We start from the raw sequence: 12,572 nt of genomic DNA on the forward strand, positions 1-12,572 counted from the left end.
TATCCGTACTTTAGCTGCGGGCTGTTCTCTTCACTATACCCCGTTCCCATTTTTCTATACAATATGTATAGAAGGAATTTATCAGCTGTATCTTAAACATGGAAATGAATGGAGTGCAATCATGGTTAGAATCCTCCCGGCAATACGCTCAATGAAAGATTTTGAAAAACTTATCGGAAGCAGTTACAGAGAATGTGTCGTGCTTGATATCCATATCGGTCATCTCGAAAGTCACATCAGCATGATGAAAAAACACGGTTTCGAGGTATACCTCCACCTTGACCTCATCAGAGGTCTTTCTGCAGATGTCGCTTCCCTTGAGTTTATCCATCAGAAATTCAAACCGACAGGCATCATCACTACACGGGGGCGTCTGATCAAAAAAGCGAATCATCTGGGCTTAAAAACCGTGCTGAGAATTTTTGTCATCGATTCTTCCGCCATTGAAAAAAGCATCAGTCTGATCAGGCAGTCTGAACCGGACCGCATCGAGATTCTGCCGGGTGTTGTTCCCAAAGTTATCCGCCTGTTCACGCAGGAAGTCAATGCAGATGTGATTGCCGGGGGGCTGATTGAGACTCACGGGGAGGTTGATGCTGCCATCAGCGCCGGTGCAAAATTCATCACAACCTCCAACCGTCAATTATGGTTTGATAATTAACCGGATTTATTTATAATCCTCATTTATCATAAAATAATTTGACAGCGTTATCATTTCGGTATATATTTGTATATAAGTTGATAGGACACGGAGAAATAGAGCCCGTATTTGTAGCTGTACATAGCTATAAGTATGGGCTTTTTTAGTTTTATTGGCTCATCTAAACAAACAAAGGAGTGAATTGCAATGAATGTTTACATTGCAGAATTTATTGGTACGGCGATCCTTGCCCTGCTCGGGACAGGGTCCGTTGCCAACATATCTTTGAAAGGTTCGATTGCAAAAGATGTCGGATGGGTGTTCATCCCTTTTGCATGGGGATTCGCAGTGGCCTTCGCAGTCTATGCGATCGGCCAGTTTTCTGGCGGGCACATTAACCCGGCAGTTACTTTGGGGTTTGCCGTGGCTGGAGATTTCCCATGGTCGCAGGTGGTGCCCTATATGATTGCGCAGGTGCTGGGGGGCATGTTCGGGGCACTGCTCATATGGTTTCATTTCATGCCGCATTTCAAGGCAGAAGAGGATCCGGATACCAAACTTGCCGTCTACGCTACGGCACCGGCATATCCCAACTACGTGGCCAACTTTGTCAGTGAGATCATCGGTACGTTCATCCTGGTGATGGGTCTTTTATTCATCGGCGCAAATGATTTTACAGAAGGCCTGAATCCGCTGATTGTCGGCTTTCTGATTACTGCAATCGGCTTGAGCCTGGGCGGCACCACAGGATTTGCCATCAATCCGGCGCGTGATCTGGGGCCCAGGCTGGCGCATTTCTTCATGCCGATTCCCGGCAAAGGAACGTCTGGATGGAAATATGCGGTTGTGCCGATTGCTGGTCCGCTGACCGGCGGTGCTTTAGGCGCAGCAGTGTATAACGCGGTATTTATGGGCAGTCCTGATGTTTTTCTTGCTGTCACAATCGCCACTACGGTTTTAGTTATTGTCTCTGGGGTATTTCTTAACAGGGCCATTCTTAAAGATGAAACATCCGAGTTAATGTAATTTACATTTAAAATTTTATCATAAAGGGGATTTTATCCATGGAAAAGTACATTATGTCAATCGATCAGGGCACGACGAGCACACGGGCTGTTCTTTTCAATAAAGACAGCGATATCATCGCATCGAGCCAGAAGGAGTTCAAACAGTATTTTCCTGACTCCGGCTGGGTCGAACATAATGCCAACGAGATCTGGAGTTCCGTACTCTCTGTCATCGCCGGTGTGCTGACCGAAAATGATATCGGTGCAGATCAGGTGGAAGCGATCGGCATTACCAACCAGCGTGAAACGACTGTCGTATGGGATAAGCATACAGGCCGCCCGATCTACCATGCCATCGTCTGGCAGTCCAGACAGACTGCGGATATTTGCGAGACGCTTAAAGATCAGGGGCTTGAAGACGAATTTAAGGAGAAGACCGGACTGCTGCTCGATCCCTATTTCTCTGGGACGAAAGTGAAATGGATACTGGATAACGTCGAAGGCGCCCGTGAAAAAGCTGACAACGGCGATCTGCTCTTCGGTACGATTGATACTTGGCTGATATGGCGTTTTACACAGGGTGAGGTGCATGTCACCGACTATACGAATGCAAGCCGTACACTGATGTACAACATCTATGACCTCAAGTGGGATGAAGCGCTGCTTGAGCATCTGTCCGTGCCGAAATCCATGCTGCCCGAAGTCAAATCCTCAAGTGAGGTATACGGAGAGACGACGAGTGCCCACTTCTTCGGCCGCAATGTGCCGATAGCCGGTGTGGCCGGTGATCAGCAAGGCGCACTCTTTGGCCAGACTTGCTTTGATAAGGGGGATGCAAAAAATACGTACGGCACCGGCTGTTTCCTTCTGATGAATACAGGCACTGAAGCGATCAGAAGCGATAATGGGCTGATCACTACCATTGCCTCCGGCATTGATGGAGAAGTCAAATATGCGCTGGAAGGTTCTATATTCGTGGCCGGTTCGGCGATCCAATGGCTCAGGGACGGGCTTCGCATGTTCAGTGAAGCGCCCATGTCAGAAGAATACGCCGCCCGCGTGGAGTCGTCAGAAGGCGTATATGTTGTGCCGGCATTCACCGGTCTGGGCGCCCCCTACTGGGACTCAGAAGCACGGGGCGCAATCTTTGGACTGAGCCGCGGCACTGAAAAAGAACATTTCATCCGCGCTACGCTTGAATCCCTCGCCTACCAGACGAAGGATGTGCTCGATGCCATGCAGATAGATGCTGGCATTGACCTTGAAACACTGCGGGTGGATGGCGGCGCCGCAGCCAATGATCTGCTCATGCAATTCCAGTCAGATCTTCTAAACACGGATGTTGAACGTCCGGAAGTCCTTGAAACAACCGCACTCGGGTCTGCATATCTTGCCGGACTGGCAGTCGGTTTCTGGGGCTCCACAGATGAAATCAGGAAAGTCAGCGATACGGATACAGAATTTACACCCGATATGGATAAGGACACGCGCGACAGTCTATACAGCGGCTGGCAGACAGCAGTACAGGCAACCCAGCAGTTCAAGCCGCAGCAGAAACACACGAAAGAACCGGAAAAATAAAGTTTCGCGGCCTTTATTGGCCAATAAATTAGGAGGGACATCATGCTCAACACGTTAACCAGAAAAGATCAGCTGAAGCATATGGAGGAGGTGGATTACGATATCGTCGTCATCGGCGGCGGAATTACAGGGGCCGGGATCGCCCTGGATGCATCGAAGCGCGGCATGAAAGTTGCACTTGTTGAAATGCAGGACTTTGCCGAGGGGACAAGCAGCAGAAGTACGAAACTTGTCCATGGCGGGCTGCGCTACCTCAAGCAGTTGCAGGTCGGCGTTGTCAGGGAAACCGGCCGTGAACGTGCCATCGTCTATGAGAACGGCCCGCATGTCACGACCCCCGAATGGATGCTTCTGCCTTTTTATAAGGGGGGAACTTACGGGGAACTCATGACAAGCATCGGGCTGCGCATTTACGATACCCTGGCCGGCGTGAAGAAAAGCGAACGCCGCCAGATGCTTTCAGTTGATCAGGTCATAGCAAAAGAACCGCTGGTGAAACGCGATCAACTGCTCGGCGGCGGACATTATGTGGAGTATAAGACGGATGACGCCCGCCTGACCATTGAAGTGATGAAGAAAGCATCCGAATTGGGTGCTGATCCTGTAAACCATATGAAAGCGAACGGTTTTATCTATGACAAGGGCAAAATCACCGGCATTTTCGCTGAGGACCAGCTGGATGGTGAATCCTACCGGCTGCTCGGGCGCCGGGTGATCAATGCTGCCGGTCCCTGGGTAGATGAGGTCCGTTCCCATGATCCCGAAGCGAAAAGAGGCAAGAAGAAAATAACACTGACCAAAGGGGTTCATATCGTCTTTGACCAAGGTGATTTCCCGCTTGGACAGGCCGTTTATTTCGATACAAAATCCGATGGAAGAATGATTTTCGCCATCCCGCGTAACGGAAAAACTTATGTGGGAACGACCGACACTTTCTATGATGCAGATAAGACAAACCCGGATGTGACAGAGGGGGATCGGCAATACCTTCTCGACGCAGCCAATTACATGTTCCCGGAACTTGACCTGGGACTCGCGAATATTGAATCTGCCTGGGCAGGGGTCCGCTCCCTGATTCAGGAAGAAGGCAAAGACCCGTCGGATATTTCCAGGAAAGATGAGATATGGGAAGCAAACAGTGATCTGATTACCATTGCCGGGGGCAAGCTGACAGGGTACAGGCACATGGCAGAGGAAATAGTGGATCGCGTGGCCAAGCGTCTGGCTTCCGAATACGGTTTGAAATTCAAGGATAACGATACCGTAGACCAGCCAATATCCGGCGGCGAGGTCGGCGGCAGTGAAGGCTACGAAATCTATGTCGAACAAATGGCCGGACGTGCAGAATCCTATGGACTGAGTGCCGAAGCCGGTCGCAGACTCGCCCGCCGCTACGGCAGCAACGTGGGAGCCATCTATACCATCGCCGGCAGCCTGAAAGACGGCGCTTCAGATTACGGCCTGCCGCTTGAAATACACGCTGAAGTCGTGTACAGCATCCAAAATGAAATGGTTGCGAAACCCGATGACTACTTTACACGCAGAAGCAGTGCCATGTTCTTCTCCATCGATCAGGTCGCCAAGTATAAAAAGCCCGTACTGGATCTGATGAGCAATCTGCTCGAATGGAGTCCGGCACAGCGTGAAACATATGAAGCTGAGCTGGAAAAAGATTATCAGGAGGCTCAGGAGTCTGAGAGAGAATAATGAACTTCTTTGTCTGATGATTTGAAATCCCGCCCCATCAATGATGATGGGCGGGATTTTGCATTTTTGGGTGGACTTCCTTCAATTGCATTCACCGTCCGAAACATTATCATCTCAGTATTTCTTACAAGATGGTGTAAAATTATCCTACAAATTTTAACAAAAAAAGAGCAAATCAGCGTTTTTTCACCATATATAGAGTAGGAGGTGAATTTTTATGTTCTTGAATACCAGAACAAAATCAAAACAGCTGATTCAATACGAAGCACTGGCCCGCAGAAGTACACTAACCCGTGAACAGGGCAGAAGGCTCAAGTTTTTACAGTCCGGTTATCAGGGGGAAGCGGCGTACGACAGATTATTTGATGAGGCAGGTCACGGTAATCTGTTAATCTACAGAGACCTTTGGCTGAAAATTGAAAATGCCACATTGCAGATTGACGCACTTGTGATTACGGATGATCTATTGACAGTCAATGAAATCAAAAACTACAGCGGCATTTATTCCTGCGATAACGAGGGATGGTACATAAATGGCAGGCAGATTTCTGAAAATCCGCTGGCCCAGGTAAGCCGGACGGCTGGCAAACTGATGAGAATGCAGTACCTGCAATCGGTGCCGTTTAAGGTGGAGAAGAAAGCCGTTTTTGTGAACCCCAATCTGCATTTGACGATAAATTCCAAGGACAATGCGCTGAATATTGTAGAACGGTCTCTGCTTAGGCCCTATTTTAAAGATTTGAAATCAATGAACGCCGGTCCGCAGGCATCTGAATTATCTAATTTAATTGAAGCATTCATCATTGAAGATCCGATGGAATTGCCTGAACATAAGCCTGAGCACATAAAATCCGGTAACTGTTGTTACCAGTGCGGCAGTTTTAAACTGGAACATGGAAAATTTATCGCAGTCTGCAAGCAGTGCGGGTACCATGAAACGAATGAAAGAATTGTGTTGAGGTCCATCATCGACTTTACGGCATTGTTTCCGAACAGCAGGTTAAACAAAAACAACATTCATCATTTTGTGGGCAAGATCCAGCATGAACGATCAATTACTAAATTATTGAATAAATATTGTATCCAATTAGGAAATGGCAAATCAACATATTATAGATTGAGCAGCCTGGATTTTGAAACTATTTTGAAGGATGGGGGCTACAAATCTAGATATGAGAAAGAAATAGTAATGGGCTGAGAAAAATTGGTTCTTTCGCGGTGTTGTGGTACGGACAACGCCGCGCAAGAACGGATGCGTGCAGTTGTAATGCGGACAACGCCGCGTAAGAACGGATGCGTGCAGTTGTAATGCGGACAACGCCGCGCAAAAACGGATGCGTGCAGTTGTGGTGCGGACAACGCCGCGCAAGAACGGATGCGTGCAGTTGTAATGCGGACAACGCCGCGCAACTGGTATCACTACTGGGACTTCTAACATTAAGTGTAATTTTACTCATAAATTTTACAATCAGCTTAAGTATTTCTTATATTAGATTGAATTATCTGCCATTTATAGTTACATTGGTATCAAACCTTCCGAACGCACAACAGCATTGGCCTCAGCCATTTTTGAAAAAGCTTCAAAAACCATTTTCACCCAAATTTTCACCTATTTGACATTTAGACATGCTTTTGTATACTAATTATTGTAACAAGTTACAGTTTGAGGGGAATAAAAATACTTACTAGGAGGAGATTGTTTGAAGAAGCTATGGCTTTTACTTACTTTTACTGTGGTACTCGTTCTGGGTGCCTGCGGCGGTAACGGCGGAGATTCCGGAGGCTCCGGGGAATCCGAAGGCTCAGGAGATTCTGGTGAAACCAGTGACCGTGTAGCAGAGCTTCAAGATAACGGTACTGTTAACGTCGGTTTTGCCAACGAGCCGCCGTATGCTTACGAAAACTCCGAGACAGGTGAACTTGAGGGTGCAAACATCGAGATTGCGAGAGCTGTATTTGAGGAAATGGGCGTTGAGAATGTGGAAGGTTCTCTGACTGACTGGGGAGAACTGATCCCTGGTGTACAAGCAGGTCAGTATGATGTAATCACTGCTGGTATGGCGATTCAGCCGGACAGATGTGAAAACGCGATATTCTCTGAACCTGAGATGCAATACGGGGAGGGACTTGTTGTTCCGGCTGGCAACCCTGCGGATGTGCACAGCTATGCAGATATCGCCGATAATTCGGATTTGACAGTCGCGCTGATGGAAGGTACAACGCAGTTTGAGTTTCTTGAAAACGAGGGTGTAGACCCTGAACAATTCAGTTCAGTGGCAGACATTCCTGCTCAGCTGTCCGCTGTGCAATCCGGCAATGCCGACGTCACTGCGGCTACCGATGCAACATTGAGGGCAGCAGTTGAATCACTGGACAGTGAAGAAGTACAAATGGTTGAGGACTTTGAACAGCCTGATATCGAAGGAATCCCTAGTTACGGTGCTGCGGCATTCAACCCAGACGATGAAGCGCTCCGCGATGCATACAATGAAGCGCTTGAAACATTGAAAGAAGACGGCACAATTGATGAAATCCTGGATAACTCTGAAGGGTTCACTGCAGATGCCAACCGTGTAGAAACCGGTTCAGTAACTACTGCGGAGCTTTGTGAAGGTTAATATTTATTGATGGTCCAGTAATTCCTCAGGAAAGACTGGACCTTTTTATTTTGAAATTAAGGAGTGAGTGAACGATGGATAGTGCCTTAAACATACTGTCTTATCTCTCCCAGGGCTTATGGACGACTGTCAGCATATTCCTGGCTGCCACGTTCTTCTCTTTTGTCATGGCATTCTTCGCCGGACTGTGCAGGGTTGTCAAGAATCCATTAGTCCGCGGAGTAACCACAGCATATGTGGAAATTTTCAGAGGTACATCTTTGATTGTCCAGCTCTTCTGGCTGTATTATGCTGTACCGATGCTGTTTGGCATCAATCTCGGCAGTAACTGGTGGGTCGGCGTTATTGCCATCGCATTGAACTACGGGGCATACATGTCAGAAGTAGTCAGGAGTTCCGTTCTTTCCGTTGACGAGGGTCAGACAGAAGCAGCAATCGCACTGAACCTCTCCCGGGTCCAAAGGATGAGACATGTCATCCTCCCTCAGGCGCTCCGTCTGATGCTGCCGGAATTCGGAAACTATATGATACAGATACTTAAAGGAACGGCACTCGTTTCACTGATCGGCCTGACAGATATTCTCTACTACGGTGATATCTACCGGTCAACCAACCTGGATGAAGGGCCTCTCGCCTATTTGATGGTGCTCATTATGTACTTCATCATTGCACTGCCATTGATCTGGCTGTCCAAAAAAGGTGAGAAAATCTCTAAGAAAGGGGTGGCTGGCTAATGTGGAGCTGGGAAACATTTATTGACGCTTTCCCTTTTGTCATTGAAGGTATTAATATCACGCTTGGTCTGACGGTGACCAGTTACCTGCTAGCTCTGGCCGCCGGTTTTATATGGCTTGTGCTTGAATCGACACCATCCAGAATCATTAATTTCTTCTTCCATTGGATCAGGGAGTTCATACGTTCGACACCGCCGCTGGTACAGATTTTCTTCCTGTACTTCGCATGGCCGGAGGTGCCTTACGTCGGTATGACATTCACACCATTCATTGCGGCAATGCTTGCGCTCGGTATACATTTCTCAACATATATTTCTGAAGTATACCGCTCAGGCATAGAAAGTGTCGATCAAGGGCAATGGGAAGCTTCCAAAGCATTAAATCTTTCCACTAAAGATACCTGGATGCGAATTGTACTGCCTCAGGCACTGCCGCCGACCATACCGATGCTCGGCAACTATCTGATTATTTTATTTAAAGAGGTGCCGCTTGCAGCCACCATCGGCGTCGTCGGCATACTTAGTCTGGCGCGTACGTACGGCTCAAACACATGGGCCTATCTGGAGCCCATTACGATCGTCGCCATACTGTTCCTGCTGTTGAGCTACCCGTCTGCACTTCTGATCAGATGGCTGGAAAAGAAAATGAATAACAGATTCGAGAAAAAAGAAACGAAAGTGAAGGTGAGTAAATAGTGGAACCCGTTGTTCAATACAAAGAGGTTCAAAAATCTTTCGGTGACACGCACGTATTAAAAGGAATCAATCTTGATATCATGCCTTCTGAAAAGATTGCCATCATCGGACCCAGCGGATCCGGTAAAACGACAATCATCAGATTGCTGATGACACTTGCTGAACCGACAGGCGGAGATATTCTCGTCGATGGTAAAAACCTCTGGAAAATGGAAGTGAACGGCAAGACCAAGACTGCCAATGAAAAACACCTGGGAGCAGTAAGGGATGATATTGGCATGGTTTTTCAGCACTTCAACCTTTTCCCTCACAAAACGATACTGGAAAACTGTACGCTGCCGTTGACGTCTGTTCAAAAAATGGATAAAACAGAAGCTGAAGCGCTTGCCAAACAAATGCTGGACCGCGTTGGGCTCGGCGATAAGTTTGAAGCTTATCCCGCCAATTTATCCGGCGGTCAGAAACAGCGGGTTGCCATGGCGCGGGCACTTGTCATGAAGCCGAAGATCATGCTTTTTGATGAAGTGACTTCCGCACTTGATCCGGAACTTGTCGGGGAAGTGCTGGAAGTCATCCGGGATCTGGCAGCCCATGAAGACATGGCCATGGTGCTCGTCACTCATGAGATGGAGTTTGCCCTGGAAATTGCCGACCGTGTACTGTTCCTCGACGAAGGGGTCATCGCAGAGTCCGGCCCGGCAGATGATGTCATCAACAAATCTGAAAATCCGCGGCTGCAGGAATTCCTGAAAAGGTTCCGCAGTAACGGACAGTCGTAGAGCCGCCATTCGTTTGAACAGCTCATACGTAATACCAAAAGCCTTCCCCGGACCCGGGGAAGGCTTTTGGTATTGAAAGAGATTTATCTGACCAGACTGTCGGTATCAAACTTCAATGCTCCGTCCTGATAGTCTATTTTGATGTTGATACCGTCTTCCATGTCACTTGCAATCAGTTCTTTGGCAAGCGGCGTTTCGATATGACGCTGGATAAACCGTTTCAGTGGCCTTGCACCGAATTGAGGTTCATATGCTTCGTCTGAAATCCAGTCCTTGACCGCAGGCGTCACTTCGACTGTCATATGCTGGTCCATCAGCCGGCGGTTTAAATCTTCGATCAGCTTATCCGTAATCCGCTTCATATTTTCTTTTGACAGCGGACTGAACATGACAATGTCGTCCATCCGGTTGAGGATTTCCGGTTTGAAGTACTGATGCACTTCACTCATGACCAAGTCTTTGACACTGTCTGTAATGACACCATCTTCTGCCACTGAATCCAGCAGATGATGGGAGCCGATGTTCGATGTCATGATAATGATCGTATTTCTGAAATCAACCGCCCGTCCTTTTGAGTCGGTCAGTCTGCCTTCGTCAAGCAGCTGCAGCAGGATATTGAAGACATCTGAATGTGCTTTTTCCACTTCATCCAGCAGGATGACAGAATAAGGCTGTCGGCGAATCGTTTCTGTCAGCTGTCCGCCCTCTTCATGGCCCACGTATCCAGGAGGGGCGCCAATGAGGCGTGACACCGCATGTTTTTCCATATACTCACTCATATCGATTCTGACCATGTGTCTCTCGGAATCAAACATCGTCGCGGCCAATGTTTTGGCAAGCTCTGTCTTACCGACACCAGTTGGCCCAAGGAATAAAAAGCTCCCGATAGGGCGGTCCGGATCTTTAATTCCGGCTCTGGCACGAATGACTGCATCTGAGACAAGCTCTACCGGCTCATCCTGCCCGACGACACGCTCATGCATAATGTCGGCGAGCTTAAGCAGTTTGTCCTTCTCTGTTTCCACCAGCTTGGTCACCGGGATGCCAGTCCACTGACTGACGATATAGCCGATTTCATCCGCTGTCACCACTTCACGGATGATACGGTTCTCCCCGGCACTTTCCTCCTGGAGGTTCGCTTCGAATGCTTCAAGGTCCTTTTGAAGCTGCGGCAGTCTGCCGTGTCTGAGTTCGGCAGCCCTTTCCAGCTCATAGTTGTTTTCCGCTTCGTCGAGTTCCTGACGGGCGCGATCCAGTTCTTCACGCTTGTCGTTCACTTTCTGGATCTGCGCCTTCTCTTTCTCAACCCGCTGGGTTAATGACTGCTGCGCTTCCCGTGCTTCGGACAATTCTTTCTGTAATTCCCCAAGGCGCGTCCTTGACACTGAATCTTCTTCGGATTTCAATGCCTGTTCTTCAATCTCCAGCTGCATGACACGTCTGTTGATCTGATCCAGTTCCGTCGGGTTCGATCCCATTTCGGTACGGATCGTCGCACTCGCCTGATCCATCAGGTCAATCGCCTTATCCGGCAGAAACCGGTCAGTAATATAACGGTCTGACAGTTCCGCCGCCGCTACCAGGGCTCGATCGGTAATCCTGACCCCATGATGCACTTCATAGCGTTCCTTCAAACCGCGCAGAATGGAGATGGAATCCTCAATGTCCGGTTCAGGAATCTGCACTTTTTGAAATCTGCGTTCCAAAGCGGAATCCTTTTCGATATTCTCCCGGTATTCATTGAGTGTCGTTGCACCGATACAGTGCAATTCCCCTCTGGCGAGCATCGGTTTTAGCATGTTGCCGGCATCCATAGCTCCTTCGGCTTTACCCGCACCAACAAGCATATGAATCTCATCGATGAACAGGATTACCCGGCCCTCAGATTCTTTTATCTCCTTGAGCACAGCTTTCAGGCGCTCTTCGAATTCCCCGCGGTACTTCGCTCCCGCAACGAGCGAAGACAGGTCAAGCTCGAAAATTGTTTTATCAAGCAGGCTGTCCGGTACATCTTTGCGGACAATCCGCTGGGCCAGCCCTTCAACGACAGCTGTTTTCCCAACGCCGGGGTCCCCGATCAGCACAGGATTGTTTTTTCTTTTACGGCTGAGTATGCGGATCGAGTTACGGATCTCCTCATCTCTGCCGATGACCGGATCCACATTGCCGCTCCTCACTTCCTCAACAAGGTCCCGGCCGTATTTTTCAAGAACCTCATACTGTACTTCCGGATTTTGGGTTGTCACGTGATTTCCACCTCTTACTTTATTAATAATCTCTTGAATCACTTCGTTTTTATTACCAACAGTCTCTTTTAATATGGGATCCATCTCAATGCCGGATAGTACGAGGTGCTCTGCAGATATATAGTCATCCTGCATCTCTGACATGATTTTTTCCGCCCGGTTCACGAGCTGGGTAAACAGGTTGGACATGTACTGTCCGTACTGCACATTCTCCCCTTTTACAACATTGTAGGTACTGAGCTTTTCATCATATTTGTCGATGAGTTCGTTAACATCAATATTGGCTCTCTCAAGCACATCACTTGCCATGCTGTCATCCACAGTCAGCATCGCTTTCATTACCGCTTCGATTTCAATCGATTGCAGTTTCAGATCCACCGATATGGACTGTGCACGCTCCACTATCGATTGTACGGTATACGTCATCCTGTTAATATCCAAATGATCACACCTTTACATATTAAGTGATTTTTTGCATGGCCGGACGCCGGTTGATTTCCGGTGTCCTATTTGACCAAATTTGACCTTAGTTCAATTATACACTCCCCTCCGTTATTTTCAAGTA

General features: G+C 48.2%; 10 protein-coding genes. 9 read left to right on the forward strand and 1 reads right to left on the reverse strand.

From position 1 onward, the window contains the following. The first annotated feature begins 121 nt into the window (after positions 1 to 121). The 9 genes from G343_RS0108810 (at position 122) to G343_RS0108855 (ending at position 9,761) form a co-directional block, all read left to right on the forward strand. Positions 122 to 661, forward strand: a complete 540-nt coding sequence (locus tag G343_RS0108810; RefSeq protein ID WP_020007772.1) for a glycerol-3-phosphate responsive antiterminator — start codon at positions 122 to 124, stop codon at positions 659 to 661. A gap of 186 nt (positions 662 to 847) precedes the next feature. After that, the gene (locus G343_RS0108815; RefSeq protein WP_020007773.1) at positions 848 to 1,666 is read left to right on the forward strand and encodes an MIP/aquaporin family protein; all 819 of its coding nucleotides are present in this window, start codon (positions 848 to 850) and stop codon (positions 1,664 to 1,666) included. 38 nt (positions 1,667 to 1,704) lie between these two features. After that, positions 1,705 to 3,228 carry a glycerol kinase GlpK gene (glpK, locus tag G343_RS0108820; protein ID WP_020007774.1) on the forward strand — a complete coding sequence of 508 codons (1,524 nt, stop codon included), beginning with the start codon at positions 1,705 to 1,707 and terminating at the stop codon, positions 3,226 to 3,228. Between the two features lie 39 nt (positions 3,229 to 3,267). Next, a complete protein-coding gene (locus tag G343_RS0108825; RefSeq protein WP_026366335.1) occupies positions 3,268 to 4,935 on the forward strand; it encodes a glycerol-3-phosphate dehydrogenase/oxidase in 1,668 nt (555 codons plus the stop codon). A 217-nt stretch (positions 4,936 to 5,152) separates the two neighbouring features. Continuing rightward, positions 5,153 to 6,133 (forward strand): nuclease-related domain-containing protein, encoded by a 981-nt coding sequence (locus G343_RS0108835; RefSeq protein WP_020007777.1) that lies wholly within the window; start codon positions 5,153 to 5,155, stop codon positions 6,131 to 6,133. 502 nt (positions 6,134 to 6,635) lie between these two features. Continuing rightward, entirely contained in the window at positions 6,636 to 7,553 is a 918-nt protein-coding gene (ehuB, locus tag G343_RS0108840; protein WP_020007778.1) for an ectoine/hydroxyectoine ABC transporter substrate-binding protein EhuB, read from the forward strand. Between the two features lie 74 nt (positions 7,554 to 7,627). Then, positions 7,628 to 8,287, forward strand: a complete 660-nt coding sequence (ehuC, locus tag G343_RS0108845) for an ectoine/hydroxyectoine ABC transporter permease subunit EhuC (RefSeq protein WP_020007779.1) — start codon at positions 7,628 to 7,630, stop codon at positions 8,285 to 8,287. Beyond that, positions 8,287 to 8,982: an ectoine/hydroxyectoine ABC transporter permease subunit EhuD gene (gene ehuD / locus G343_RS0108850; RefSeq protein WP_020007780.1), complete on the forward strand. Its 696-nt coding sequence runs from the start codon at positions 8,287 to 8,289 to the stop codon at positions 8,980 to 8,982. Before ehuC ends, ehuD begins: the two co-directional genes overlap by 1 nt. Beyond that, positions 8,979 to 9,761 (forward strand): amino acid ABC transporter ATP-binding protein, encoded by a 783-nt coding sequence (locus G343_RS0108855; RefSeq protein WP_026366336.1) that lies wholly within the window; start codon positions 8,979 to 8,981, stop codon positions 9,759 to 9,761. The genes ehuD and G343_RS0108855 overlap by 4 nt, the downstream gene beginning before the upstream one ends. 83 nt (positions 9,762 to 9,844) lie before the next feature. On the opposite strand, the gene clpB is transcribed toward G343_RS0108855, so the two are convergent. Continuing rightward, positions 9,845 to 12,448: an ATP-dependent chaperone ClpB gene (gene clpB / locus G343_RS0108860; protein ID WP_020007782.1), complete on the reverse strand. Its 2,604-nt coding sequence runs from the start codon at positions 12,446 to 12,448 to the stop codon at positions 9,845 to 9,847. Positions 12,449 to 12,572 lie beyond the last annotated feature (124 nt).

The organism is Salinicoccus albus DSM 19776, from assembly GCF_000385175.1.
Lineage (GTDB): Bacteria > Bacillota > Bacilli > Staphylococcales > Salinicoccaceae > Salinicoccus > Salinicoccus albus.